Origin of the sequence: Streptomyces sp. NPDC001568 (assembly GCF_042893755.1) — a bacterium.
Classification (GTDB): Bacteria; Actinomycetota; Actinomycetes; order Streptomycetales; family Streptomycetaceae; genus Streptomyces.
The window spans coordinates 153,259-176,947 of record NZ_JBIAVF010000014.1; the positions used below are offsets into that span (position 1 = coordinate 153,259).

The 23,689-nt window shown below is 73.4% G+C and carries 19 protein-coding genes and 2 tRNA genes; 10 read left to right on the forward strand and 11 right to left on the reverse strand.

Annotated elements, in window-relative coordinates:
• Nucleotides 1-2 precede the first annotated feature (2 nt).
• The 4 genes from ACFY0I_RS25790 (at nucleotide 3) to ACFY0I_RS25805 (ending at nucleotide 5,764) form a co-directional block, all read left to right on the forward strand.
• Nucleotides 3-2,957 carry an SPFH domain-containing protein gene (locus tag ACFY0I_RS25790; RefSeq protein ID WP_388900218.1) on the forward strand — a complete coding sequence of 985 codons (2,955 nt, stop codon included), beginning with the start codon at nucleotides 3-5 and terminating at the stop codon, nucleotides 2,955-2,957.
• Nucleotides 2,958-3,204: 247 nt separating this feature from the next.
• The gene (locus ACFY0I_RS25795) at nucleotides 3,205-3,879 is read left to right on the forward strand and encodes a lytic polysaccharide monooxygenase (protein WP_388900221.1); all 675 of its coding nucleotides are present in this window, start codon (nucleotides 3,205-3,207) and stop codon (nucleotides 3,877-3,879) included.
• Nucleotides 3,880-3,905: 26 nt separating this feature from the next.
• Entirely contained in the window at nucleotides 3,906-5,624 is a 1,719-nt protein-coding gene (locus ACFY0I_RS25800; protein WP_388900224.1) for an AMP-binding protein, read from the forward strand.
• A gap of 66 nt (nucleotides 5,625-5,690) precedes the next feature.
• Nucleotides 5,691-5,764, forward strand: a tRNA-Lys gene (locus tag ACFY0I_RS25805).
• 86 nt (nucleotides 5,765-5,850) lie between these two features.
• Here the strand turns inward: ACFY0I_RS25805 and ACFY0I_RS25810 are convergent.
• The gene (locus ACFY0I_RS25810; protein WP_281206459.1) at nucleotides 5,851-6,609 is read right to left on the reverse strand and encodes an IclR family transcriptional regulator; all 759 of its coding nucleotides are present in this window, start codon (nucleotides 6,607-6,609) and stop codon (nucleotides 5,851-5,853) included.
• A gap of 242 nt (nucleotides 6,610-6,851) precedes the next feature.
• On the opposite strand from ACFY0I_RS25810, the gene ACFY0I_RS25815 reads away from it, so the two are divergent.
• The 4 genes from ACFY0I_RS25815 to ACFY0I_RS25830 all read left to right on the forward strand — a co-directional run bounded on the left by ACFY0I_RS25815 (nucleotide 6,852) and on the right by ACFY0I_RS25830 (nucleotide 11,149).
• The gene (locus ACFY0I_RS25815) at nucleotides 6,852-7,979 is read left to right on the forward strand and encodes an LLM class flavin-dependent oxidoreductase (protein ID WP_388900227.1); all 1,128 of its coding nucleotides are present in this window, start codon (nucleotides 6,852-6,854) and stop codon (nucleotides 7,977-7,979) included.
• 254 nt (nucleotides 7,980-8,233) lie between these two features.
• Nucleotides 8,234-9,916, forward strand: a complete 1,683-nt coding sequence (locus tag ACFY0I_RS25820; RefSeq protein WP_388900230.1) for a glycosyl hydrolase family 18 protein — start codon at nucleotides 8,234-8,236, stop codon at nucleotides 9,914-9,916.
• A 164-nt stretch (nucleotides 9,917-10,080) separates the two neighbouring features.
• Nucleotides 10,081-10,929 (forward strand): helix-turn-helix domain-containing protein, encoded by an 849-nt coding sequence (locus ACFY0I_RS25825; RefSeq protein ID WP_388900233.1) that lies wholly within the window; start codon nucleotides 10,081-10,083, stop codon nucleotides 10,927-10,929.
• The gene (locus tag ACFY0I_RS25830) at nucleotides 10,889-11,149 is read left to right on the forward strand and encodes a DUF397 domain-containing protein (RefSeq protein ID WP_388900236.1); all 261 of its coding nucleotides are present in this window, start codon (nucleotides 10,889-10,891) and stop codon (nucleotides 11,147-11,149) included. Before ACFY0I_RS25825 ends, ACFY0I_RS25830 begins: the two co-directional genes overlap by 41 nt.
• Before the next feature lie 28 nt (nucleotides 11,150-11,177).
• Here the strand turns inward: ACFY0I_RS25830 and ACFY0I_RS25835 are convergent, their stop codons facing one another.
• Nucleotides 11,178-13,031: a putative bifunctional diguanylate cyclase/phosphodiesterase gene (locus ACFY0I_RS25835; RefSeq protein WP_388900239.1), complete on the reverse strand. Its 1,854-nt coding sequence runs from the start codon at nucleotides 13,029-13,031 to the stop codon at nucleotides 11,178-11,180.
• Nucleotides 13,032-13,399: 368 nt separating this feature from the next.
• Between ACFY0I_RS25835 and ACFY0I_RS25840 the strand changes: the two genes are divergently transcribed.
• On the forward strand, nucleotides 13,400-14,635 hold the full coding sequence (locus ACFY0I_RS25840; RefSeq protein ID WP_388900242.1) for a M6 family metalloprotease domain-containing protein: 1,236 nt from the start codon (nucleotides 13,400-13,402) through the stop codon (nucleotides 14,633-14,635).
• A 64-nt stretch (nucleotides 14,636-14,699) separates the two neighbouring features.
• Here the strand turns inward: ACFY0I_RS25840 and ACFY0I_RS25845 are convergent.
• The 8 genes from ACFY0I_RS25845 to ACFY0I_RS25880 form a co-directional block, all read right to left on the reverse strand.
• Nucleotides 14,700-14,773, reverse strand: a tRNA-Lys gene (locus ACFY0I_RS25845).
• Complete coding sequence (locus ACFY0I_RS25850) at nucleotides 14,764-15,357, reverse strand: bifunctional DNA primase/polymerase (RefSeq protein WP_388900244.1); 594 nt, start codon at nucleotides 15,355-15,357, stop codon at nucleotides 14,764-14,766. The genes ACFY0I_RS25845 and ACFY0I_RS25850 overlap by 10 nt, the downstream gene beginning before the upstream one ends.
• A 151-nt stretch (nucleotides 15,358-15,508) precedes the next feature.
• The gene (locus tag ACFY0I_RS25855) at nucleotides 15,509-15,856 is read right to left on the reverse strand and encodes a hypothetical protein (RefSeq protein WP_388900247.1); all 348 of its coding nucleotides are present in this window, start codon (nucleotides 15,854-15,856) and stop codon (nucleotides 15,509-15,511) included.
• Nucleotides 15,857-15,933: 77 nt separating this feature from the next.
• Nucleotides 15,934-16,491, reverse strand: a complete 558-nt coding sequence (locus ACFY0I_RS25860) for an NADPH-dependent FMN reductase (protein WP_388900250.1) — start codon at nucleotides 16,489-16,491, stop codon at nucleotides 15,934-15,936.
• A 145-nt stretch (nucleotides 16,492-16,636) separates the two neighbouring features.
• Entirely contained in the window at nucleotides 16,637-17,968 is a 1,332-nt protein-coding gene (locus tag ACFY0I_RS25865) for an AAA domain-containing protein (RefSeq protein ID WP_388900253.1), read from the reverse strand.
• Nucleotides 17,965-19,554: a hypothetical protein gene (locus ACFY0I_RS25870; RefSeq protein WP_388900256.1), complete on the reverse strand. Its 1,590-nt coding sequence runs from the start codon at nucleotides 19,552-19,554 to the stop codon at nucleotides 17,965-17,967. Before ACFY0I_RS25870 ends, ACFY0I_RS25865 begins: the two co-directional genes overlap by 4 nt.
• Nucleotides 19,542-20,723, reverse strand: a complete 1,182-nt coding sequence (locus ACFY0I_RS25875) for a hypothetical protein (protein WP_388900259.1) — start codon at nucleotides 20,721-20,723, stop codon at nucleotides 19,542-19,544. The genes ACFY0I_RS25870 and ACFY0I_RS25875 overlap by 13 nt, the downstream gene beginning before the upstream one ends.
• Nucleotides 20,650-21,564, reverse strand: coding sequence for a phosphatase PAP2 family protein (locus tag ACFY0I_RS25880; protein ID WP_388900262.1), 915 nt, complete (start codon nucleotides 21,562-21,564; stop codon nucleotides 20,650-20,652). The genes ACFY0I_RS25875 and ACFY0I_RS25880 overlap by 74 nt, the downstream gene beginning before the upstream one ends.
• Before the next feature lie 117 nt (nucleotides 21,565-21,681).
• Here ACFY0I_RS25880 and ACFY0I_RS25885 point away from each other — a divergent pair, with 117 nt between their 5' ends.
• Nucleotides 21,682-22,278, forward strand: coding sequence for a histidine phosphatase family protein (locus ACFY0I_RS25885; RefSeq protein WP_388900265.1), 597 nt, complete (start codon nucleotides 21,682-21,684; stop codon nucleotides 22,276-22,278).
• A gap of 41 nt (nucleotides 22,279-22,319) precedes the next feature.
• Here the strand turns inward: ACFY0I_RS25885 and ACFY0I_RS25890 are convergent, their stop codons facing one another.
• Nucleotides 22,320-23,642 (reverse strand): tetratricopeptide repeat protein, encoded by a 1,323-nt coding sequence (locus ACFY0I_RS25890; RefSeq protein ID WP_388900427.1) that lies wholly within the window; start codon nucleotides 23,640-23,642, stop codon nucleotides 22,320-22,322.
• Between the last annotated feature and the right edge of the window lie 47 nt (nucleotides 23,643-23,689).

The following is a 23,689-nucleotide window of genomic DNA, read 5'->3' on the forward strand; positions in this document are numbered from 1 at the left end:
CGATGTACCCCACGCGCACCACGTCCACGACGGGCACCCTCCACGTCCCCCCGGCGCTGCTCCCGACACGGCACACCCCGGCGACGGAGCCCCCGACCGCCGCCCGACCGCCGGCTTCCCACCCCGGCGACGCACGCGCCGCCGACCCGGAGTCCGGGCCCGGATCCGTGCCCGCCGCCGACCGCACGCCCCGATCCGGTGCGTTCCCGACCGCCGGTTCCGACGCCTGGACGTCGGCCCCGGCGCGGGGTCACTCCCGCGAGGCGCAGTCCTGGTCGGCGTACCGGCCACAGGGCGGGGAGGCGCCGGCCGGGTCGGTCGTGGGCGTGGCAGGTGCCTCCGATCCGCTCGGACGGGTCCGGCCCGAGCCGGCCTCGATCGGGACCCGGACGTCGGCTGCGGACCAGTCGTCGCAGGACCGTTCCGGACATGCGGCCCCGGCCGGGTCGGCCCGGGGCGGTACGGAGTACCCGGCGCGGGGTGCGGAACCGGGTGCGGAGTCCGCTTCCCCGTACGCGGCCCGGTCGGCGGCGTACGCGGAGGCGGTTCCTCCCGCGTCGGGTTCCGGGGCGCGGGCCCGGGCCCGGGGCGCGGACCAGGTGTCGCAGTACCGCTCCGGGCACGACGGCCTGGCGGCGGAGGCCGCCCTGGAGGGTCGGCCCGAGGCGGAGCGCCGGGTGCGGGTGTCGGCCGAGGCCGCGCCTGCCACGGCCCGCCCCGGTACGGAGCACCCCGGCCGGATCCCGGCCGAGGGGCGCGTGCAGGAGTACGCGGGAGCGCAGGCCCAGGTTCCGGCCCCGGTCGGGGCCATCGGGTCGGAGCCCCCGAACCCGGTGTCCGGCCGGGGTGTCGGCGTCCTCGCCCCGGAGGGGCAGGCTCCGTCCCCGGCGGCCCGGGCCGCAGCGACCGTACCGGCGGGCGGGGTCGAGCCGCAGTCGGCCCCGGGTGGCCGGTTCGCCGGGCCGGAGGCCCAACCGGCGCGGCCCCACCCGCAGGACGCGGCGGTGGTCGGCGTTCCGGCGGCGCGGCCGGACCCCGCCGTGCCGGAGGCCCCGGCTCCGCGCCGAGGCCGGTGGATCGAGGTCCCGACCTCCGGCCGGGGCCGGTCGTACCCCGCTCCGGACCGGGAGCGCACCCCGGCGACTCCGGACCCGACGGGCGTCGACTCGCCCGGACTCATGCCGAGTCGGGAGGGCGCCCGGACGGCTCCGGACTCGACGGGCGTCAATTCGTCGGGCTCCGTACCGGGTCGCGAGGGCATCCGGACGGCTCCGGACCCGACGGGCGTCGACTCGTCGGGATCCGTGCCGAGTCGGGAGGGCATCCCGGCGGCTTCGAGCCCGCACGGCGGCGGCGGCTCCGCCCCCGTGCCGACGCGCAACGCCGGTCCCGCCGACCCTGAGACGGGCGACGCGACCCCGTCCGGCTCCGCGTCACGGTCGGCCGAAGGCCCGGCCGCCTTCCGCTCCGTTCCGCAGCACGCCGGAATCCCGGCCGCTCAGGACCCGCGCGGCAGCGACACCGGCAGCCCGGCCTCCCGGTACACCGCAATCCCCGGCGCCCCCGACCCGCGCGGTGACGTGCTGGTGGTGGCCCCCGCTCAGGCGGAGGCCGGGTCCGGGACGGCGTTGGACATCCCCCACCCCGCGCCCGGGGCGGCCCCCAGCCACCCCCGGAGCGAGCTCTGGCCGGCCGAAGCACCCGCCGACCCCCCGACGGGAAGCGGGATCCCGGGCCCCGACCCCGGCCCCGACGGCGCCGGCCACCCGACCCCGGCCCCCGCCGGCCCCGCCCCCGACGTGACCGAGCTCGTGGCCCGGGCCGTCGCCCGCGGCATGGACGGGGCACGGGAGGACGACGACACCCAGGACCTGCCCCACGTCCGCCCCGTGCGCGGAGCCGCGGTGACGGAGATCCCCGTCCACCTCCCGTTCCGCGCCCACCCGATCCCGGCCCGGACCCCCGCGCACGCCACCCCGGCCCCGGACCCCGAAGCCGCGGGGCGGACCCGCCGTCCCGGCGGCAGCGCCCGGCTCCCCGCCGGGCGCCGCGTCCCCCGGGGCGACGACCGGCTCCGCGAGCACCGCGGCCCGGTGCTCCCCGGCTGGTTCGCGCTGGCGGTCGGCGCGCTGGCCATGACCGGGTGCGCGGCCCTGCTGTGGCGGGCGGGCATCGTCCCGGCCGCCCTCGCCGAGGCCTTCGGGGTGACCCCCCGCCCCTACCGCGGGCTCCGCGCCACGCACTGGCCCCCGCTGGCCTTCCTCGGCATCGTGACCCTCCTCGCGCTGGGCGGTCTCGGCCGCGCCAAAGCCGGTCACGCCTGGGTGCTCACCCTGTTCGGGCGCTACCGCGGCACGGTCCGCCGTACCGGCCTGACCTGGGTCAGCCCCCTCCTGTTGCGTCGCCGCGTCGACGTGCGGCTGCGGCACTGGCGCAGCGAGCCGATGCCGGCCGTGGACTCAGGCGGCCTCGCCCTCCAGGTGGTCGTCCAGGTCGTCTGGCAGGTCAAGGACACCGCCCGGGCCACCCTCGCCGTCGAGGACCACACCGAGTACCTCGCCGAGCAGGTGGAGTCGGCCATGGCCCGGGTGCTGTCCCAGCTCCCCGCCGACGCCTTCCACGCGGACGCCCCTACCCTGCGCGACGCCGAGGCCGTCGGTGACGCGTTGACCCGGATGCTGGCCGCCGAGACCGAGGCCGTCGGGGTGGAGGTGTTCTCGGCCCAGCCGACCCGGATCGAGTACGCCCCCGAGGTCGCGGAGGCGATGCGCCGTCGCCGGGTCGCCGCGATCGACGCCAAGCACCGGGACGCCGTGCTGAGTTCGGTGGTCGACGCCGTGGACGACACCGTCCACCGGCTGACGTCGCGCGGGATCGTCGAGCTGGACGACTACGAGCGCAAGGCCCTGGTGAAGGACCTCACCGTCGCCTTCTACACGGGCCGCGCCGACCAGTAGCACCGCAGGAGAGCACGGGAGCGCCGAGGACGACAGGAGCACCGGTCCACCCCGTGGACCGGACCAAAGGGAACGGGTGGCCGGTCATGACCGGACCACCCGTTCTCGCATTGGTATAGACATGGCCAACTCCCGTCAATACTGTGGAACTTGGTCTAGACCTGGAAGCTGAAGTCATCCCCACGCGCGCGCACGCTCTCGCCAGATCCCCCACGTTCCCCACGTCCCCCCACGTCCAAGGAGCATCATGCGTCTCTTCCGCATGCCCACCCGCCCCGACCGGTCCGAACGGCCCGACGGCATCGAGCAGCCCCACCGCCCCGCGCGCACCGGCCGCGCGGCCGGAGCCGCCGTGCTCGGCCTCGGCCTCCTCGCCGCCGGCGCCCTGATCACCGCGCCCACCGCGAGCAGCCACGGCTACACCGACACCCCGATCAGCCGTCAGAAGCTCTGCGCCAACAAGACCGTCTCCGACTGCGGGCCCATCCAGTGGGAGCCGCAGAGCGCGGAGGGCCCCAAGGGCTTCCCGGCGCTCGGCCCCTCCGACGGCACGATATGTGCCGCCGGCCACCCCGAGTTCGCGCAGCTCGACCAGCCGCGCGGCGGCGCCTGGCCCGCCACGAGCGTGAGCGCCGGGCAGGGCTACAGCTTCCGCTGGCAGTTCACCGCGAACCACGCCACCACCGACATCAAGTACTACGTCACCAAGAACGGCTGGGACCCGAGCAGGCCCCTCACCCGCTCCGCGCTGGACCTCCAGCCCTTCCTGACGGTGGCCTACAACGGCGCCCGTCCCGCCATGACCACCGTCCACCAGGGCGCCATGCCGAGCGGGAAGACCGGCCGGCACATGATCCTGGCCGTGTGGACCGTCCACGACACCCCGATGGCGTTCTACTCTTGCTCCGACGTTCAATTCTGACGAAGCGTCAGCTAACCTCCGGCGGCATGCGGACGACGACTGCACCCGATGCCCCCCACGCATCCGACGCACCCGGGACCGTCGCGGAACTCGTGGCGCGCGGCTGGGGCGACCACCGGCCCGGGCTGAAGTACCGGGACGACGACGGTCGCCCCACCGCGCTCAGCCACCACCGCGCGGCCCGGGAGGCCGCCGCCCGCGCGGCCCTGCTCGTCGACCTGCTGCCGCCGGGGGCGCAGCCCCACGTGGGCGTGCTGCTCGACAACACCCCCGAGTTCCCGTTCTGGCTCGGCGCGGCGGCCCTGGCCGGGGCCGCCGTCGCCGGGATCAACCCCACCCGGCGCGGCCCCGAGCTGGCGAGGGACATCCTGCACACCGACTGCCGGATCCTGGTCACCGAGGCCGCCCACCTGCCGCTGCTGCGGGGCCTGGACCTGCCCGGCGTGCGGATCCTGGTCACCGGCACCGAGGAGTACGCGGCCCTGCTCGCCCCGTACGCCGGCGCCGCACCCGGCGACGCGGTCGTACGCCGCCCGCCCGGCCCCGCCGACCGGCTCCTCCTCTACTTCACCTCCGGCTCCACCGGCGCCCCCAAGGCCGCCATCTGCACCCAGGGCCGGCTCGCCGCCGCCGGCCACGCCCTGGCCCGCCACTTCTCGGTCGGCCCGGACGACGTCCACTACGTCTGCATGCCGCTCTTCCACGGCAACGCCGTCATCGCCGACTGGCTGCCCGCCCTCGCCGGCGGCGCCTCGGTCGCCCTGCGCCGCCGCTTCTCGGCCTCCGCGTTCCTGGACGACGTACGGGCCTACGGCGCGACCTACTTCACCTACGTCGGCCGGGCCGTCCAGTACCTCCTCGCGACCGGCCCCCGTCCCGACGACCGCGAACACACCCTGCGCCTGGGCTTCGGCACCGAGGCCGGGGCGGTCGACGCGGCCCGCTTCGCCGAGCGCTTCGGGGTCCGGCTGGTGGAGGGCTACGGGGCCACCGAGGGCGGTGCTTCCGTCCAGCGCACCCCCGACACCCCGGCGGGCGCCCTGGGCCGCGCCGGAGCCGGCGACGACCTCGCGGTCATCGACCCGGACACCGGACGGGAATGCCCGCCGGCCCTCCTGGATCCCGACGGCCGCCTGCTCAACGGCGAGGAGGCCATAGGCGAGCTGGTCAACCGGGGCCGCAGCCACTTCGAGGGCTACTGGCGCAACCCCGACGCGGAGGCCGCCCGCACCCGCGAGGGCTGGTACTGGACGGGGGACCTCTTCTTCCGCGACCCCCGCGGGTTCCTCTGGTTCGCGGGCCGCACGGACGACCGGCTGCGCGTCGACAGCGAGAACCTCGCCGCCGCGATGATCGAGAACATCCTGGCCCGCTGGGACGCGGCGGCCGCCGTCGCCGTCTACGCCGTCCCTGACGAGGCCGCCGGCGACCAGGTCATGGCCGCACTGGCCCTGCGCGGGGGAGCGGCCTTCGACCCCGACGCCTTCACCCGCTTCCTCGCCGCGCAACCGGACCTCGGCACCAAGATGACCCCCCGCTACCTGCGGATCCTCGACGCCATGCCCGTCACCGCGACGAACAAGGTCCACCGGGTGGCCCTGCGCCGCGCCGGCTTCCGCTGTCCGGAACCCGTCTGGTGGCGGCCGCCCGGCGCACCCGGCTACCGCCCGCTCGACGCACCGGACCTCCGCGCCCTGCTGACGGCGTACGAGGCCCACGGCCGGCGCGCCCTCCTGGACCACTGACCCCGCCCGCGCGCGCGGTAATGGTTTTGAGCACCCCCGGGGAGCAGGTAGTATTTTCTTTGTCAGGCGCCGCTAGCTCAGTTGGTTAGAGCAGCTGACTCTTAATCAGCGGGTCCGGGGTTCGAGTCCCTGGCGGCGCACCTGTACTTCGGGCGGTTTCCGGTTCACCGGGAACCGCCCGAAGTGTTTTCCGGGCCCTGCGGGCCCGCGACCACCGTCCCGTCGCTCAGAGCGTGAGCGACAGCAGCAGCGGTGCGGCCTTCCGGTTCAGGGTGTCGGCCGCGGCCCGCAGCCGGTGGGCGTGCTCGACCGGCAGCGACAGGGCCAGGCAGCCCACGGCCGCGCCTGCGGTGATCGGCACGGCCGCGCAGACCGTCCCGACCGCGTATTCCTGCAGGTCCAGCATGGGTACGGTGGCCGGCTGACTGTCCAGCTTCGAGAACAGGATCCGTTCGTTCACGATCGTCTTCGAGGTGAGCCGGGCGATCTTGTGCCGCGACAGGTGGTCGCGCCGCCCGTTCAGGTCGAGCTGCGTCAGCAGGCACTTGCCGACCGCGCTGGCGTGCGCCGCCGAACGGAAGTCGACCCACTCGTGCACCTTCGGCGTGCGCGGACTGTCCGCGAACTGGGTGATGCGGACCTCGCCGTCCACGTACCGGCTGATGTACACGGCCGCGCCGACCGAGTCCCGCAGTCGGTCCAGGGTTTCCTGGAGCTTTTCCTGGAGTGCCTGCTGCCGGTCGATCCCGGAACCGAGCAGGACGAGGGAGTCCCCTATGGCGTAGGCGCCGTCCGACACCTGCAGGACGTACCCCTCCCGGCGCAGCATGAGCAGCATCGGGGCGAGATGGGCCGCGGGCAGGCCTGTCTCACGCGCGATCTGTACGTCGGTCACACCGCCGGTGTGGCGGGCGATCGTTTCGAGTACGCGAAGGGCGTACTGCACCGAGTGGAACGGCGCGGTCGGCTCGGGCTTCAGCGCCACGGTTTCCCCCTACCAGGTTGTTACCGCTTGCTCTACCACGATAGCCATCAAGAGGCCCACGTGGAGCGTGTGTTGATGAGATTGATGGCTTAATCGAGTCCCTCCATCAGGCGCTACTCGTCTGGCATATGCCAGACGCATGCTCGCGTCCCGGTCTGCCGGGAATGCCCGGGGGCCCCGGGACCGTTCGATTACTTCGTAGAGCCACCGAACGAGGCGAACGGGACGGGACGGGAGCGACGATGAGCGACACCGGGGACGCGGGCCGGCACACGGGCGAGGGACGGGGGGCCGCGGACCCGATCCGCGGGACCGTCCGGGGCGGGGCGCCGGTGCCGCTGTCGGTCCTCGACCTCGTCACCGTCGGCAGCGGCAGCACGGCGACGGCCTCGCTGCGGACCAGCGTGGAGATCGCGCGGCTCGCCGAGTCCCGCGGCTACCACCGGCACTGGGTCGCCGAGCACCACTCCATGCCCGGGGTCGCCAGCTCCTCACCGGCCGTGATCCTGGCCCATCTCGCCGCCCACACCTCCCGCATCCGGCTCGGCTCGGGCGGGGTCATGCTGCCCAACCACGCCCCGCTGACCGTGGCCGAGCAGTTCGGCACCCTGGAGGCCTTCGCCCCCGGCCGGGTCGACCTCGGACTCGGCCGGGCGCCCGGCACCGACCCGCGCACCGCCGCCGCGCTGCGGGGTTCCGGGCGGCTCGACGAGGCCGCCGACGAGTTCCCCCGGCAGCTCGCGGAACTGCTCCGCTTCCTCGACGACGACTTCCCCGACGGGCATCCGTACGCCCGCGTGCACGCCGTCCCCGGGCCGGTGCAGGGGCCCGCCGGGCGCCCGCCCGTCTGGCTGCTCGGCTCCTCCGGCTTCAGTGCCCGCCTCGCGGGGGAGCTCGGCCTGCCCTTCGCGTACGCCCACCACTTCTCGGCCGCCGGCACCCTGCCCGCGCTCGACCTGTACCGGCAGAGCTTCCGGCCCTCGGCCGTCCTGGACGCCCCGTACGCCGTCATCGGCGTCTCGGCGCTCGCGGCCGACACCGAGCAGGAGGCCCGCTCCCAGGTCCTCACCGGCGCGCTGTCGATGCTCCGGCTGCGCAGCGGCCGGCCCGGGCTGGTCCCGACGCCCGAGGAGGCGGCGGCGTACCCCTTCTCCCCGCTGGAGCGGGAGTTCGTCGACGGCTGGCTCGCGAACATTGTCCACGGCACCCCCGACGAGGTCCGCTCCGGGCTCGACGCGCTGGTGAAGCGGACCGGCGCCGACGAGCTGATGCTGACGGCCAACGCCCACGGCGGGGACGTCCGATTGCGGTCCTACGGGCTCGTCGCAGATGCGTACGGCATGCCGACGGACGTCTCGATTCCGGCTTGAGCACCCGAGAACGGGGTTTGGCTGGTTTGTTGCCGAAACCTTGCCGGAGCATGGCCTAAGGGAGTCTTAAACCGCTCGTCACCCGGGGTGGCGAGCGGTTCTTCGTGTGCGCGCAGCTCTCTGACGAGCACATTTGGCCGCTCAGTGGTCTAGTCCTTCTTTGGTCCAAACCATTGACTGGGGCGGTCGGTGATCGCTATCACTTCTCTCACCTGAAGCTGATGCCCTCCCCTCCCACCCCCCGGAGGCAGTTCATGCACATCCGTAAACCCCTCATCGCGGCCGCCGCCACGGCCGCGTTGGCAGCCGGAGCGCTGGCCGGCTTCGCGGGCCTCGGCACCGCGCAGGCCGCGGACGCCTCCGCCACCGTGAGCAGCGGCGGCGTCCGCATCGCCTACTACGACCAGTGGAGCGTCTACGGCAACGCCTTCTACCCCAAGCACCTCGACACCCGGGGCATAGCGGGGAAGCTGGACGTGATCAATTACTCGTTCGGCAACATCCACCCCACCAACCTCACGTGTTTCGAGGCGAACAAGGCGGCGGGTGACGACAACAACCCCAACGCCGGTGACGGCGCGGGCGACTCGTACGCCGATTACCAGAAGTCCTTCAGCGCGGCCGACAGTGTCAGCGGTGTCGCCGACAAGTGGGACCAGCCGATCGTGGGCGTCTTCAACCAGTTCAAGCAGCTGAAGGCCAAGTACCCCCACCTGAAGATCAACATTTCGCTCGGTGGCTGGACCTACTCGAAGTACTTCAGCGACGCGGCGAAGACCGACGCCTCCCGCAAGAAGCTCGTGAGCTCCTGCATCGACCAGTACATCAAGGGCAACCTGCCGGTCGAGGGCGGATACGGCGGCCAGGGCGTCGCGGCCGGCATCTTCGACGGCATCGACATCGACTGGGAGTACCCGGGCTCGTCCGGCGGCCACCTCGGCAACCACTACGCCCCCGAGGACAAGCAGAACTTCACGCTCCTGCTCAAGGAGTTCCGCCAGCAGCTCGACGCCTACGGCCAGGCCAACGGCGGCAAGAAGTACCTGCTGACCTCGGCCCTCCCGGCCGGCCAGGACAAGATCAAGCACATCGAGACGGACAAGATCGGCGCGTACCTCGACTACGCGAACATCATGACGTACGACATGCACGGCGCCTGGGACAGCGACGGCCCGACGTACCACCAGTCCCCGCTGTACTCCCCGGCCGGTGACCCGACCGACCCGATCGCCCCGGGCACCCAGAAGTACAGCATCGACAACGCCATCGACTCCTGGATCGACGGCAACCCGGCCTACGGCATCACCGGCGGCTTCCCCGCCAACAAGCTGACGCTGGGCTACGAGTTCTACTACCGCGGCTGGAAGGGCGTCCCCGCCGGGGCGAACAACGGCCTCGCCCAGAGCGCGACCGGCGCCTCCGCGGCCCGTCCCACCAGCCAGCAGACCGGCATCGCCAACTACAAGGAGCTCGGCGGGCTCGTCGACAACCCGGCGAACACCTTCTGGGACGACCAGGCCAAGGCCTCGTACTTCTACAAGGACGGCGAGTTCTTCACCGGCCTGAACCAGAAGTCCATCCAGGCCCGCGTCGACTACGGCAAGCAGCGCGGCCTGGCCGGCGCGATGATGTACTCCCTCCTCGGTCTGGACAACAACACCACGCTGCTGAACCAGATCTCGGACGCCCTCGGCGGCACCACCCAGCCGCCGACCACCCCGCCGACCACGCCTCCCACCACCCCGCCGACCACGCCTCCGACGACGCCGCCCACCGGCTGCGGTTCCGTCCCGGCCTACGTCGCGGGCAGCGTCTACACCGGCGGCACGGAGGTCTCCCACAACGGCCGCAAGTACAAGGCCCAGTGGTGGACCCAGAACGAGGCGCCCGGCACCACCGGTGAATGGGGTGTCTGGAAGGACCTCGGCGCCTGCTGATCTCCCCCCACCCCGCGCCGAGCGCCACCCCGCCCCGCCCCGGATTCCGGGTGCGGGGCGGGGTGTGTCACATGGTTGCCCCATTTCCCCATCGGTGCGTGGCGTGATGGCTACGGTTGGTCACGACCGAACCGGACCCACGCATGCATGGGGGTGACCGTCCCGTGGTCCTGACCCGCGACCTCGATCCCAGCGCCTCGCCGCTGGACTACTACGGCTCCGAACTGCGTCGGCTGCGCGAAGCGGCTGGCCTGAAACAGACGCAGTTGGGCGCCGTCATCTACTGCACCGGCTCCCTGATCGGCCAGGTGGAGACCACCGCCCGCGTCCCTACTCGCGACTTCTCCGAACGGCTGGACGCGGCGTTGGATACGGACGGGCACTTCTCCCGCTTGGTGGGGCTGGTCCTGCGGAGCGTCTTGCCGACGTGGTTTCAGGCGTACGCGGAGATGGAGGCCCGAGCGGCGTCCATCTCGACCTATCAAGCGCAACTGGTGTACGGGCTGTTGCAGACAGAGGCGTACGCACGGGCCGTTCTGTCATCGGGGCTCCCGGACAACTTGGACGAACTCGTCGCCGGTCGCATGGAACGGCAACGAGTGCTCCATCGCGAACATCCCCCCATGGTCTGGGTGGTGCTCGACGAGGCAGCCCTGTACCGGCCGATCGGTGGCCCGGAAGTGATGCGGGACCAGCTTTCCCACCTGTTGAGTTTTCGCGACAAGCGCTGGACCAAAATTCAGGTTCTACCTTTCGCGGCCGGTGAACACGCAAGCCTTATCGGGTCGTTCAACACGCTGCGCTTCGACAAGGACCCCGATCTCGTCTACACGGAAGATCTCATCTGCGGGCACATGACGGCCAACCCGGACACGGTCAAGGAAGCTGCCCTTCGTTACGCTCTCCTGCAAGCCGCTGCCCTTTCGGTGGAGGAGTCTGCGGCGTTGATCACCCGCGTAATGGAGGAACGTTATGGGCATCAGCCAGGACCTGACCGGCGCGCGGTGGCGTAAGTCGTCTTACAGCGGCAACACCGGCGGCGACTGCGTTGAGTGCGCGCCCCTGGCCGGAGCCACCTGGCGCAAGGCCTCGTGCAGCGGCTCCAACGGCGGCGAGTGTGTCGAAGTCGCCCCCCAGCCCTGCCGGGTCGCCGTGCGGGATTCCAAGAACCTCGGGGGTCCCGTCTTCGCGGTGGCGCCCGAGGCGTTCGCCGTCTTCGTGCGGAGCCTCTGACCGGACGGACCCGCCGCCCCGCAGCCCCTCAGACCGCGGGGTGCGGGGCCGCGGCCTGGCGGCCGATCATGCGGGCGATCACGTCCGGGGCCACCGCCCGGGAGTACAGCCAGCCCTGGCCCGTGTCGCAGCCCACGCGCCGCAGCCTCGCGGCCTGGCCGGCGGTTTCCACGCACTCCGCGGTGACCGTCAGGCCCAGCCGGTGGGCGAGCTGCACCAGCGCCTCCACGATGGTCTCGTCGGCCGGGTTCGGGTGCGCCCCGTCCTCGTAGCGGAAGCCGTGCACGAAGGAGCCGTCCAGCTTCAGGACCGACACGGGAAGCCGGCTCAGGTAGGCCAGGTTCGAGTAGCCGGTGCCGAAGTCGTCGATGGCGATCCGTACGCCCATGTCGCTCAGTGCCTGGAGGGCCTGGAGCGGGCGGCCCGCCGAGCCCATGACGGCGGACTCCGTCAGCTCCAGCTGGAGCAGCTGCGGGGCCAGCCCCGTCTCGGCGAGGATCTCGGCGACGTCGCCGACGAGGTCGGAGTCCCACACCTGCCGCACCGCCACGTTCACCGACACGAACACCGGTGCGTCACTGGGTTGTTCGATCTGCCAGCGCCGGGCCTGCCGGCAGGCGGTCCGCAGCACCCAGCCGCCCAGCTGGACGATCGAACCGTCCTCCTCGGCGATGCCGATGAACCGATTCGGCGTCAACGTGCCGAACTGCGGGTGGTTCCAGCGCACGAGGGCCTCCACCCCGCGCACCGCGCCGCTCTCCAGATCCACCAGCGGCTGGTACTCCAGCTCGAACTCGCCGCGCTCCACCGCCGGTCGGAGCGTCGAGGACAACGCCTGCCGGGTCATCCGGTGCGCGTTGCGTTCCGGGTCGAAGAGCGTCCAGCGGGCCTTGCCGTCCGCCTTCGCCCAGTACAGCGTCGTATCGGCGGCCTGCATCAACCCGGTCGCCGTCGTCCCCTCCGCGTCGCGTTCCACGACGCCGATCGACGCGGACACCGACAGCCGCTGCCCGGCCAGGTCGAACGGCTCCTGCACGGCGGCCAGTACGCTCCGCGCCAGGTCCGTGAGCTGGTCGGTGCCGGTGGAGTCCTCCACGAGCAGCGCGAATTCGTCGCCGCCGAGCCGCGCCACCAGGTGCCCGCCGGTGCGCCCGTACCCGGACTGGTCCGCGCACTGGGTCAGCCGGGCCGCGACCGCCGTCAGCAGCCGGTCCCCGACCCGGTGCCCCATGGTGTCGTTGACGGCCTTGAAGCCGTCCAGGTCGAGGTAGCACAGGCCGATCCGGCCCGTTCCCCCCTTCCCGTACGCGGAGGCCTCCAGCGCGGCCGAGAGCCGCTCGAAGAACAGCGCCCGGTTGGGGAGCCGGGTCACCGGGTCGTGCATCTGGAGGTGGCGCAGCCGGGCCTGGAGGTCGCGCCGGTCGCTGATGTCGGCGACCGACAGCAGGACGTCCTTGGTGCCGGGGACCGGCCCCAGGGTGACCTCCGTCCACAACGAATGCCCGTCGGGGTGCTTGAGGCGGCGCGTGCAGCGCAGCCGGGCCTGCCGTCCGCGCAGCACCTCCTGGTACGCCTGCCAGGTCCGGGCCTCGGCCGCCAGGTCCACCAGGTCGGCCGCCGACTGCCCGACCAGCGCGCGCGGCTCGGCGCCCAGCAGTCCGGCGAGGGCCTGGTTGGCGGCGATGACGTCGCCGTCGCGGCCGACGACGGCCATCGCGAGGTGGGCCGCGTCGAAGGCGGCCCGGTAGTCGAGTGGTTCCGTCGCGAACCTGGCCGGCGCCGCCGCCATGCCAGGAACGGCCGGCACTGCCGGGTGACGCTCCGTAACGGCCGATCGGATGCTGTCGGCCGCCGAACCGGTCCCCTCTGAGGTTCCGCTCACCGTTGGCTCCCGCAGTGCTCGTGAGTGTCCGTGCAGGAAAGTGTGCCGATCATAGAGGCTGCCGGGAGGCCCTATCCAGCGGCGTCGCCGTACGGAACACGGTCCTTCGTCGCGGCGGCGCCGTACTGACGCCCCGTCGGACACTCCGCCGGTGATCCCGGGGTGATCGTTTCCGCACACCTGTGAGCGAGCGGGGGTCGCACCTGATCCCCGGTGATCGATCGTGACGTTCCGTATGCGTGTGCGTGAACCCCGGGGGTCACCGTCTTGCCGTAGCGCTCACTCGTGTGGGGCACCGGAACAAGGCATTAGTAAGACAATCGCCTCAAAGTGGATGAAAGGTCACTAATCCACCACCGGAGGTCGATGTGCCGCGACAGCAGACACCCGGGGGAGTGGACGGCTCCCGCGCCCGAAGTGCCGCGGCGGTCCTCACCTCCATGGCGGCCCTCGCGGCCATGTCGCTGATCGCCGCCCCCGCCGCGGCCGACTCCGAGGCGGGCCCCTGCGCCCTGACCCGTACGGCGGCGCACCACTCGCTCGGCCTCGACACCTGGAACCGCGCCTATCCGAAGCCGGAACGCACCCTCAACGCGGTCATGGTGTTCCTCTCCTTCCCCGACCACCGCACCGGCCTCACGCCGGACCAGCTGACCTCCGACTACTTCCCCGCTACCAGCGACTTCTTCGAGCGGGCCTCGTACGGGCGGTTCCGGCTGGTCCCCCATCCCCAGAAGCAGTGGATCCGGATGCCCAAGCCGTCCACCGAGTACGGGATAAGGCGGGACTGGGCCCCCGCGGACCGGGCGGCCTACCTGCGGGACGCGGTCGCCGTCGCGGACCCGGAGGTGGACTTCAGCGCGTACGACGTCGTCTACTTCGTCGCCGATCCGGAAGCGCCCGGGGTGGACTCCGACGCCACCAAGGTCGTCAACTTCGACCGACCGCTGACCGCCGACGGGACGCCGCTGCGCCGGATCGTCACCGTCTTCGAGCGGCACCCGCCGGACCGCAACGTCCTCGCCCACGAGACCGGGCACGTCTTCGACCTGCCCGACCTCTACCACCGGCCGTCGGACGGCAAGGGCGACTGGGACACCTACGTCGGCGACTGGGACGTCATGGGCAGCCAGTTCGGCATGGCCCCCGACCTGTTCGCGTGGCACAAGTGGAAGCTGGGCTGGCTGGACCGCTCGCAGGTGGACTGCGTACGGTCCGGCTCCTCGATGCACACCCTCCAGCCGCTCGCCCAGGTCCCGGCGCCCGGCAGCACCGGCGGCACCCGGCTGGCGGTGATCCGTACGGGCCCCGGCAGCGCGATCGCGGTCGAGGCGCGGGGTTCGGTCGGCAACGACGGGGAGACCTGCACCGAGGGGGTGCTGGTCTACCGGGTGCGCAACGAGGCGTCGTCCGGCGGCGGGCCCATCGAGGTCCTGGACGCGCACCCGCGCACGGAGGCCTGCTGGGACCGCTCGGTGTACCCGCCGCTGGCGGACGCGCCCCTGGAGGTCGGCGAGGCCTTCACCGTGCCGGGGGAGGGCATCACGATCGAGGTCGCCGACCGCACCCGGTCCGGCGCCTACACGGTGAAGATCACCACGTAGCCATGCGCGCGGTACGGAACACGAAGAAGGCCCCCCACTCGCGTGGGGGGCCTTCTTCCGTCTGTGCGCCGCCAGGGACTCGAACCCCGGACCCGCTGATTAAGAGTCAGCTGCTCTAACCAACTGAGCTAGCGGCGCTTGCTGACGTCGTAGACATTAGCACCAGGATCCGCCGAAGGAAAAATCGTCGCCGCACCCCGGGTGGCGTGCAGGAACGCCCACAGCAGCGCGTCCGGGCCGGGCAGCCGGGGGAGCCGGGAATCGGGCGCGACGAGCCAGCGGGAGGGGCCGGGCGCGGCGGTCAGCGGAGGCACCGTGACGGCGTCGCCGAGGCCGTGGCACAGCGGCGCCGGCGCGGCCGGGCTCCACTCCTCCCAGGCGAGCAGGGCCGGCAGTCGCTGGGCCGTCCCGGGGGTGGCGAAGAGCAGCATCCGGCCGCGGTGCACGGCCGCCGGGCCGGAGCCGGGACCCCGCTCCCACAGCAGGTCGAGCATCCGGCGGCCCAGTACGACCGGGACGTTGACGACGTCGAACGCGGTCCCGCAGGGCAGCGCGGCGGGCGTGGCGGGCCTCGCCCGCCAGGCGGCGAGGGTGTGCTCGGGCCGGGCGGACGCGGAGGCCAGCCAGGCGGCGCCCTGCGGTGTGACGTGGGTCGCGGACGCGGGGCGTCCTTCCGTGCCGTCGAGGGAGGGGTAGCCGGTGGCCGTCGTCAGCGTCGTCATGCCCAAGGTCTACCGGGTGTGATGTGACCGTTCCCGGGAGTTACCGAAAACCGGGACAGGGCGGGCGGCGCTGGGGTATGTTGCGCCCCGCATATGCCAGGTGCCTCCGTCGGGCGGGTACGGGATCGCACCCGCCCGACGGCCGGCACGCCTACGGTCCGTCGGGGGCGGCGCCGCGCTGGAGGTCCTCGCCGAACTCGATCATCTTGCGCGCGTAGTCCTCGGTCCACTCCGCGACCTCCGCGATCGCCTCCGGCGGGATCCGGTCGAAGCGGCGGGGATCCGCCAGCTGGGCCGCCGCCAGGGCCTGGAACTCCACGGCCCGGTCGTGCGCCGCCCGGAAGGCCAGCGTCAGCTCGGTGGCCCGGGCCAGCAGCTCACGCGGGTCCTCGATGGATTCCAGGTCGAAGAAGTGCTCCGGGTCCGTGGCGGCCGCCGAGGGCTCGAAGAGCAACGGCGCCGGCCGCAGCCTCCGCTCGGTCCGCTCGGGCTCTGCCATGCGTGTCCTCCTGCTGCGCGTGCGAAATGCTTCCGGGCCACCCTCCATTGTCCAACGTCGCGCAAGAGTGCCCCGCGTCACACGGTGACGCGCTCCTTCGCCAGCGCCGCGACGTCGTCGAGGACCCCGTCCAGCTGATCCGCCAGCCCGGCCGGGGCCTCGAAGCCCGCCTCCCCGATCAGGGCGTTGACGCCCGGGACGGACGCCGAACGCTCGGCCGCCAGCATGCCCAGCCGGGTCAGGACGGGCAGCAGCATCTCCGCGGCCGGGACGCCGCCCGTCGGACCCGCGCTGTAGCTGACCAGACCGACCGCCTTGTCCTGCCACTCGCTGTAGAGGAAGTCGACGGCGTTCTTGAACGGCGCGGTGAACCCGCCGTTGTACATCGGCAGCACGAACAGGAACGCGTCGGCGGAGGAGACCAGGGCGCTCCAGTCGCGGGTGTGCTGGTGCGCGTAGACGCCGCTGGAGGCGTACTCGGGCTCGTCCAGGAACGGCAGCGCGATCTCGGCCAGGTCCACCGGGGTCACCTCGAAGGCGCCGTGGGCGCGGGCCCGGTCCGCGACCCAGGCGGCGAGCGGACGGCCGCTGGAGGTGGGCCGGGTGGCGGCGGAGATGACGTGCAGGCGGGTCATGATGGATGAACTCCCCGTGGGTGGTGCCGTGGTGCGGCCGGAGGCGGCCGCACCGTGCTGAACGGCCGCCATTGTGACCACGGACCCCCCACCTGGGAAAACGCGGGCCGCGCACTATGTCAAAGTCGGCCCGCGGGACGCCCCGTCAGGGCCGCCAGGCCACGCGGTGCTCGGCCAGGTGCGCCAGCACCGAATGGTTCGCCTCCCAACCGTCCGGGAACTTCACCGTGACCCCGAGCTGTACCGGCTCCGTCGACGGGTGGGCGTCCAGCAGGTCCGCTATGCCCGCCCGGGCCACCACCACACAGGCGTGGCGGTGCCGGGAGGCCAGCACGCACAGCCGGCCCGTCTCCAGGTGGAAGGCGGTGGCGTCCGGGCGGCCCGACAACGGGTGCAGCACCACCGTCAGGTCGTACTCGCGGCCCTGCAACCGGTTAGCGGTGTCCACGGTCACCCCGGACACGCCCAGCGCGGCCAGGGCGGCGCGCACCGCGGCCGCCTGGTCGCGGTGCGCGGTGCCGACGGCGATCCGGTCCGCCGTCAGCGGCGACGGGTCCGGGGACTGCTCGTCGACCGTGACCGCGCCCCGGTCCAGGGCCCGACGGACCACCAGCGCCACCGCCCGCACGGCCTCCGGGTCGGTGCGCGGGGTGTGCCGCGCGGGCAGCTCCAGCAACCCCCAGCCCGCCTCGGCGGCCTCGTCCAGCACCCGGTCGGGGCCCGAACCGTCGCCCGCGACCCCGTACGAGAGCCGCCGGTCGCCGTGATCGGTGCCGCTGCGGAACCGGGTGTACGGGTAGAAGGCGCGCGAGACCAGCGGCGCGGCCGTCGCCGGGAGCCGCCACGACACCGGCAGCCGGTGCTGCGGCAACCCCGGGTTGTGCGCCAGCAGCGTGGAGACCGCCGACGCCGAAGGGTCGTACGACAAGCCCGCCCACTGCTCGGCGCCGACCACGCTGAACGGGTCGAGCTGGCCCGGATCGCCCACGAAGAGCGCCCGGTCGAACAGCCCCGCCACGGCCAGCAGCGCGTCCGAGCGCATCTGGTACGCCTCGTCCACGATGGCGTGTTCCCACGGCTCGACGTCCTTCACGTACGCCCACTTCGCCGCCGTCGACAGGGTGATGGGCAGCTCGGCGAGGTCACCCGGCTTCGACGACAGGGTGACCGACGGCAGCTCGCGCAGCGCCGGGTCGTAGGCGTCGCCGTCGCTGCTGTGCAGCCGGCCCACCTTCAGCTCCGGGTCCTTGTCGTGCAGCCGCAGCACCAGGTCGTCGACCTGGGCGTTGGTCTGCGCGACCACCATCAGCCGGCGTCCGGCCGCGGCCAGTTCCCGCGCGGCGCGCACCACGAGCGTCGACTTCCCGGCCCCGGGCGGCGAATCCACCACCACGCCCCGCTCGGTGCCGTGCAGGGTGTCGCGCAGGATGGCGGCGGTCGCCTGGGCGGCGACCGCGCCCGGGTCGAAGGCGGTCAAAGGATGTCCTCGTCGGTCACGGCGTCGGGCAGCGGGCCCCCGGGGGCGGACGCCGCCGATCCGGGCGGCCCTCCGTGCGTCCACGGGGTGTTCTCCGGGTCGGGCAGCTTCGGTCCGCCGCGCGCGTCGTGCTCGAACAGCGTCCAGCAGATCCGGTCGCCCTTCTCCGGCACCGAGCCCGGCTCCGGTTCCCGGGTGCGGCCCATCTTGTCCAGCAGTCGCAGCACGAGGTGTCCGTCGTCCTCCCGGCGCACGAACAGCGCCGACTGGGGGCGGCCGTCCAGCGAGCGGTACACCTTGCCGCCGCCGTCCTCGGAGAGCTGCGGCCGGTCCTCCGTCGCCACCGTCACCAGCGGGCGCGGACTGGGCCGCTTGGAGTCCGTCCACTCCATCACCACCTCGGTGACCTCACCGGCGAACGCCTCGCCCGCGAGCCGCCGACCCGCCATGACCAGCGGGTCGTCGAGCGCCTCCTGGGCGTCCAGACGCACCTGCTCGGTCTCCCGGGTGGCGAGCTTCTGCGCCGCGGTCACCGCGTCGTCGCGGCGCGGCTGCGGCGGCTCGCCCGCCCGGACGCGGTCCCGGTGGCCGGTGTAGGACCAGCGGTCGCGGGTCCAGCGCTCCTCGGTCCGCTCGCCCGGCGGCAGGGCGCGCACCAGGTCGAGCGCCTGCCAGGTGTGCCGCCAGGCGTGCTCCATCTGCGAGACGACCAGGGTGCGCACGGCCCCCTCGGCCAAGCGCACCGGACCGTCACCAGCGGTCCCGGCCTCCAGGGCCGAGCGGGCCGCGTCGAAGCGGGCGATGGCCGGCGCCAGCAGCGTGTTGTCGAACACCGGATCGGTCGCCGGGCCGGCCGGGGGGCAGGACAACCGGCCCTGCCCGTCACGGGCGAGTTCCGCCTCGTACGCCGCCCGCTCGCCCGAGGTGCCCGCGGGCGGGTCGATCCAACCCAGCAGCGCGCCCAGGTGCTGGTCCTCCAGGTTGCTCTGGCCCGTGGCCCAGTGCCGGGACAGCAGATCGGTCGCCGACAGCAGCATCGAGGAGCCGGGCACCCGGGAGCGTTCGGCGAGGTGCGAGAACCAGCGGCCCAGCATCGGCACCTGCGACGGCGCCGGGTACGGGTTCTCCGGATCCTCCTCGGCGGTGCGCCGGAACCGCATGGAGCGGCCGAGCAGGCGCACGTACTCGATGCCCGCGCGGCTGGGCACGATCAGCTGCGGCGCGTCCACGCACAGCTCGGTCTCGACCTTGACGCGCTTGCCGCTCTCCGGGTCCGTCTCCGTCCGCTCGGCCGGCTCGACGGTGTCCGCGTACGCGTCGATGTGCGCCAGCACGTGGACGGCCAGCTCCGCCAGGAACGCCCAGCGCAGGTCGCGGTCGCGGGGCTGGGGTATCACGAACACCCGCGGTTCGTCCCGGTCGGTGCCCACCATCGCGCCGAGCGGAGCGCCCGCCTCGCCCGCGGTGGTCAGCGGTACGAGGACCATCGGGCGCGGGCCCAGGTGGCGGTGCCGTACGGTCGCCAGCGGCTGGGCACGGCCCGCGCGGACCGCCTCCAACCGGGCCAGGGTGCTCAGCAGGGGCATTCGGGGGTCTCCGGGGCGTGGTGCGGGGGACGTGCCGCGGCCTGCTCCAGGGCCTCGGCGCGCAGCCGGGCCGCGTGGTGCAGGACGGCCGCGGTGGGGTCGTCGGCGGGGCCGGCCCCGGAGGCCGCCGCGAGGGCCGCCTCCACGGTGGTCAGGCCGCCCAGTTCGCCCCGTACGGAACGACCCAGCGCGCCCGGATCGCCCGCGGCGCGGGACCGCTCGCGACAGTGGAAGGCCAGCTCGCAGGCGGCCAGGCACTCCGGGGCGTAGGCCGCGGTGACGGCCGAGACGGCCTCGTCGAGCTCCTCGGCCGATCGGGCCGGATCGAAGCAGAGCCCCTCGGGCAGGGCCGCGGCGAGGTCCTCGACCCGGGTCAGCCGCTCCAACTGGCGCCGGGTCACCGCGTGCTCGCGGCGTACGTCGACCAGGGCGGCGGTGGGCAGGTTGGAGAAGTCCTTCGGGCAGACGAGCACGATCCGGTGCCCCACCTCGGCTTCGGCCAGCTTCCCGGCCGTCCGCTCCAGCGCCAGCACGTAGACGGCGGCCTGCCGGGCGGCGGCCCCCACCTTCGCGGCGTCGGCCACCCCGTCGATCATCGGGAACGACTTGATCTCCACCACGGTCCAGCGGCCGTCGGGGTGCACCACGACCGCGTCCGGCTCCAGGTAGGCGGGGGTGCCCGCCACCTCCAGGGCCAGCATCGGGTGGTCGAGCAGCGTCCACGCCCCGGCGGTGGTGGCCTCGCGCAGCGCCAGCGCGGTGCGGGCGGCGCGGCCCTCGGGTCCGGCGGCGGTCAGGTCGGGGACGCGGGCGTCGGGGCCGGGCGCCTCGGCGCCGCCGCCGAGCCGGTCGTGGACCAGCCGCAGCAGCTCGGCGCCGCCGTCGCCCTTGACCTTGGCCTCGAAGGAGTTGCCGCGCACGATCGCGAACTGGGACTGGCCGAAGGAGGCGGGCGAACCGAGGGCCGCCGCGAGCGCCGTCTTGTCCACGCCCGCGCCGTCGAGCAGGGCCCTTCTGCCGCAACCTGGGTTGGCGGCGAGCGCGGCGAGCGCCCGGGCGTCGAGCGGGCGGGGCGGGACGGCGGGGCCGCGCAGGTCAGCGAGCCGCTGCCGCAGTGTCGTCGTCTGCGGGGTCGGCTGCGGGCGGCCGCTGGGCGGGAAGGAGCTCACGGGCGGAAGTGTCCCATCCGCCACCGACAATCGGGGACTTACCGCGGAAACCGACTGCCCGACCTCCGGGAACCGCCGCCGGCGCGCCGTGCGGGACGCCTTCCCCGGCCCCCTCCGCCCGGTCGCGGAGGGCGAGCGGGCGGCGGACGATCAGCGCGCCCGCACCCATCACGGCCGCCCCGGCCACCGCGTCGAGGAAGTAGTGGTTGGCGGTCCCCATGACCACCACCGCCGTCAGGACGGGGTACGCGATCCCCAGCCCCCGCACCAGCGGTGTGCGCGCGTGCCGCCAGAGCAGCACCCCGCACCACAGCGCCCAGCCGACGTGCAGGCTCGGCATCGCCGCGTACTGGTTGGTGAAGGACCCGAGCCCGCGCGGGGCACTGGCCTCGCCGCCCCACCAGCCGTACGCGCTGAACTGCGCCATCGTGTCGGTGAACCCGTACGAGGCGTCGAGCAGTCGGGGCGGGCAGGTGGGCAGCAGGGAGAAGCCGACGAGCCCGAGCAGGGTGGAGGCCACCAGCCAGGCCCGGGCGGCGCGGTAGTGGCGCGGGCGGCGGTGGTAGAGCCAAATCAGGACCGCCGGGGTGACGAGGTAGTGCAGGGACGCGTAGACGAAGTCGGCGGGTATGCCGAGGACCCCCGACGCGGAGAAGAGACGATTCAGCGGTCGCTCGAAGTCCATCCACAGCAGCTCCTCGACGCGCAGGATCGCCAGCCCGTGGTCGACGGCGAGGCCCACGTCGCCCCGCGCCAGGAGCCTGCCGCCGGAATAGGCCCCGTAGACGAGGGCCAGCAGCAGCAGTTCCACCCACCACGTGGGTCGCCGTCGATTGGTCATACGGTGTAGGACGCTGCGGGGAGGGGAGGAGTTGCCCTCAGTTCATGTGATGGATGATGGTCGGACGACGGATTCGCCCGTACCGGAGCGAACCCCCACGGACCAGGAGAAACTCACATGGCTCCCCGCATCCTGCTGGCCCGCCACGGCCAGACGGCTTGGTCGCGCCTCGGCAAGCACACCGGACGCACCGACGTGCCGTTGCTGGAGGAGGGCAGGCAGGGCGCGAAGCTGCTGGGCGAACGCCTCGCCCGCAAGCCCTGGTCCGACCTGCACGACCTCCAGGTGCGCACCAGCCCGCTGGTCCGGGCGAGCGAGAGCTGCGACCTGGCCGGCTTCGGGATCCGGGCGGAGCCCTGGGACACCCTGATGGAGTGGGACTACGGCGACTACGAGGGCATGACCCCGGCCGAGATCCAGGCGGTCCGGCCGGGCTGGCTGATCTGGCGCGACGGAGTTCCCGGCGGCGAGTCCGTGGCCGACGTCGCGGCCCGCGCGGACGAGGTCGTGGCCTGGGCCCGGTCGGCGGAGCGCGATGTCCTCGTCTTTGCCCACGGCCACATCCTGCGCACCCTCGCCGCCCGCTGGCTCGGCTTCGAGGCCTCCTTCGGAGCCCGCATCCGGCTGGACCCGACCTCCCTGTCGGTCCTGGGCTGGGCGTACGGGGCCCCCGCGCTGGAACGCTGGAACGACACCGGGCACCTCGACGGCTGACGCCCCCGCCGACAGCTGACGCCCCCCGCCGGCCCCGGCCCTCAGGCCGAGGCGTGGCGGGTCAGGAAGGCGCCCACGCGCGGGGAACGCTGGTGCGGGACCAGGGTCTTGGCCGTGCCCGCCACCATGGACCGGATCCGCGTCGACTGGACCTCGGTGAGCAGGTCCAGTACGCGGCCCCCCGCCCAGGCGGCCTCGTCGGGCGCCCCCGCGCGGGCCAGGTCGTCGGCGAGTTCGGCGGTGTACAGGGCCACGTTCCGCGCGAAGTGCGGGTCCTGGAGGTCGGCGGCCCGGCGTGCGTGTCGGGCCGCGCGCGCGAACTCGCCGAGGGAGGCCCAGCAGCGGGACTCCAGCGACTCCAGTTCGGCCTCGCCGAAGAAGGACATCCACTCCGGGTCCGCCGCCGAGGGGCCCTTGGAGAACTCGGTGTGCGCCCGGGCCAGGGCCTCCTCGCAGGCCCTGCGGTCGCCCAGCCCCGACCAGCCGCCCGCCTCGCGCAGCGCCAGCAGCGACAGCAGCCGGGGGGAGCCGACCGAGCGGGCCGCGAGCCGGCCCGCCTGCGCGGCCCGTACCGATTCGCGGGGGCGACCGCAGTCCCGCGCGAGGAAGGCCATGTTGCTGAACGCGTGGGCCTCCAGCCCGCAGTCCCCCGACACCCGGGCGGTGGCCAACGCCTCCGCGTAGTGCGAGCGGGCGTCCTCGAACCGGCCGGAGTCGTGCGCGAGCCAGCCCACCGAGACGGCGAGTTCCCCGGCGCCCGCGTGCAGCCGGTCCTCGGTGGACTGCCGGGTGGCCCCCGCGTCGAGGAGCGCGTAGGCGGTCCGCAGCGGTCCGGCCGCGCGCCGGTACAGGGCGTCCGCCCCGTGCCGGTCGTCCAGCAGCCGGATCTGGCGTACGGCGTCCTCGACGGCGGCGGCCTCGGCCTCGCCGGCGCGGGTGGGGAGCCGGCGGGTGTCGCCGAGCAGGGTGAGACTGAGCGTCGCGGCCGCCACGGTCGCGGAGCCGCCCGCCATGAACGCGCGACGCAACACGTCGCTCTCCTTGGAACGGTGGATGAGGTGGACGGGGGCGAGCGGTTCGGGGGCGGCGCGCTGCGCCGACCGCCCGCGTACCGTCTCGCGGGGGGAGAAGCCGAGGTCGGCCAGGGTGCGGCCGGGGAACATGTGCAGGAAGACGCGTTCGTAGGCGTAGTTGGGGCAGCGGATCTCGCCCGACTCGACCCGGCCGATGTAACGGGCGTCGCAGGAAACCGTTTCGCCGATCTCCCGTGCGGCCCGGCGCACCATGGCCGCGAACTCGGCCGGGGAGTGCGCCGCGCGCAGCCGCCGGAAGGAGGAGTTGGGTGAGTGGGGGAACGCCGCCATGGACGTGGCCTCTCTGGACAAGCTCGGCAATCTCAGTGGATCCCGGT

Coding starts and splice junctions, on each gene's coding strand:
- ACFY0I_RS25790 (WP_388900218.1), top strand. CDS start 3: ATGTACCCCACGCGCACCACGTCCACGACGGGCACCCTCCACGTCCCC.
- ACFY0I_RS25795 (WP_388900221.1), top strand. CDS start 3,205: ATGCGTCTCTTCCGCATGCCCACCCGCCCCGACCGGTCCGAACGGCCC.
- ACFY0I_RS25800 (WP_388900224.1), top strand. CDS start 3,906: ATGCGGACGACGACTGCACCCGATGCCCCCCACGCATCCGACGCACCC.
- ACFY0I_RS25815 (WP_388900227.1), top strand. CDS start 6,852: ATGAGCGACACCGGGGACGCGGGCCGGCACACGGGCGAGGGACGGGGG.
- ACFY0I_RS25820 (WP_388900230.1), top strand. CDS start 8,234: ATGCACATCCGTAAACCCCTCATCGCGGCCGCCGCCACGGCCGCGTTG.
- ACFY0I_RS25830 (WP_388900236.1), top strand. CDS start 10,889: ATGGGCATCAGCCAGGACCTGACCGGCGCGCGGTGGCGTAAGTCGTCT.
- ACFY0I_RS25850 (WP_388900244.1), bottom strand. CDS start 15,357: ATGACGACGCTGACGACGGCCACCGGCTACCCCTCCCTCGACGGCACG.
- ACFY0I_RS25855 (WP_388900247.1), bottom strand. CDS start 15,856: ATGGCAGAGCCCGAGCGGACCGAGCGGAGGCTGCGGCCGGCGCCGTTG.
- ACFY0I_RS25860 (WP_388900250.1), bottom strand. CDS start 16,491: ATGACCCGCCTGCACGTCATCTCCGCCGCCACCCGGCCCACCTCCAGC.
- ACFY0I_RS25870 (WP_388900256.1), bottom strand. CDS start 19,554: ATGCCCCTGCTGAGCACCCTGGCCCGGTTGGAGGCGGTCCGCGCGGGC.
- ACFY0I_RS25880 (WP_388900262.1), bottom strand. CDS start 21,564: ATGACCAATCGACGGCGACCCACGTGGTGGGTGGAACTGCTGCTGCTG.
- ACFY0I_RS25885 (WP_388900265.1), top strand. CDS start 21,682: ATGGCTCCCCGCATCCTGCTGGCCCGCCACGGCCAGACGGCTTGGTCG.
- ACFY0I_RS25890 (WP_388900427.1), bottom strand. CDS start 23,642: ATGGCGGCGTTCCCCCACTCACCCAACTCCTCCTTCCGGCGGCTGCGC.